Source organism: Acidovorax sp. KPB24-03, assembly GCF_057546605.1.
Map to the genome: position 1 here is coordinate 1 of NZ_BAAJYR010000761.1, position 984 is coordinate 984.

Consider the following 984-nt stretch of genomic DNA (forward strand, 5'->3'; position numbering starts at 1 on the left):
GCCCTGCAGCTGCCAGCCGTTGTCCCAGCCGCTGACCGTGCCCACGCGGTGCGCTTGCACCAGGCCCGCGCGCAGGGCCTCGATGCGCCGCATCTCCCAGGGCCCCAGGCGCAGCGGGTCGCCGTCCTGGCGCTGCCGGCCGGCGTTGCGCAGCGGATCGGTAAGCAGGTCCACCATCGCGCCGACGATGGCCTTGAGCGGCGCCGCGGGCGCATCGATGCGGCGCCCGCCGGGCGCGCGCAGCGAGACGGTGGCGTGGTCGTCGATGGCGGCCATCTGCGCGGCGTTCAGCCAGCGCGGGTCGCGCCGGAGCAGATCGGCCAGCAGGGGCGCCAAGTCCAGCGTTTCGCCGTCTACCTCGATGCCCAGGCTCAGCAGCCAGGCCCCTTCGCGTTCGGGCAGATGCAGCTTTTGCACCGGGCGTTCGCGCGGGCCGAGCGGGCCGGCGAGGTCCTTGCCCAGCAGCTCGCCGGTGTCGGGATCGAGGCGCAGCGTCAAGCGCTGCACGGGAACGCTCTCGTGCGCGAAGCCGGGCAGTACCGACACGGCCCAGCCGTGGGCCTGCAGGCGCGGCACCTGCTCGGCCCAGAAGTCGCCGAAGGCGGCCTCCTGCGGCAGCGTCCAGACAGGGCCCAGCACGGGAGCACCCGCACGGTCGCGCCACTGCAAGGCCGTTTCGGGCACCGGCAGCAGGCCCAGGTCGCGCACGAGGTCGATGGCGTCTGCCTCGGCCGCCCCATCGCGCTGCAGGCGCAGCACGGGGCCGCCGGTGTCGTACAGCTCCTGCACGGCCGGCGGGCGGCTGTTGAGCACCGAGGTGGGGGCGGGCGTTTCCCAGGCGGCGCCATCCAGCGTGCGGTAGGTCCAGTCGATGCGGGCCAGCGTGACCTGGTCGCCGCGCGGGCCGATCGGCCCGTGGGGCCGCAGGCCCAGCAGGCCGTCGCCACGGCCCAGCGTCTGCAGCGTGATGCGCGGCTGGAATCG

1 pseudogene is annotated in these 984 nt (G+C 74.9%); it reads right to left on the reverse strand.

From position 1 onward, the window contains the following. A pseudogene (locus AC27KI_RS25800) lies at positions 1 to 984 on the reverse strand (ATP-dependent helicase); the annotation flags it as partial.